General features: G+C 68.2%; 1 pseudogene. It reads left to right on the top strand.

The features are described 5' to 3' along the window. Nucleotides 1-37: 37 nt before the first annotated feature. Nucleotides 38-321, top strand: a pseudogene (locus EN852_RS37935) (hypothetical protein); the annotation flags it as partial.

The raw sequence follows: 321 nt of genomic DNA, 5'->3' as shown, positions 1-321 counted from the left end.
GCTGCTGCTGCTCCTGTTCGCGGTTGGTTATGTCGCCATGTCGCGCCACATCGGCAATGCCGGCGCCTTCTACGCCTATGCGGCGCGCGGCCTCGGCGGCCTCGCCGGCTGGCAGTGGGTCTATCTGATCGAAGCGCTGCCCGCCCTGCTGCTGGCATTCGCGGTGTGGTTCTACCTGACCGACAAGCCGGCCGATGCCAGCTGGCTTGCCGCCGACGAACGCACGTGGCTCGTCGCGCGCCAGCAGCAGGAACGCGAGCATCGCGAGGCGGTGCGCGCCTTCAGCGTGAAGGAAGCGCTGTTCAATCCGCGTGTGCTCGC

The organism is Mesorhizobium sp. M2E.F.Ca.ET.209.01.1.1 (genome assembly GCF_004010375.2).
Lineage (GTDB): Bacteria > Pseudomonadota > Alphaproteobacteria > Rhizobiales > Rhizobiaceae > Mesorhizobium.
Note: the sequence above shows the minus strand (reverse complement) of the source record. Positions and strands in the feature narration are given on the sequence as shown.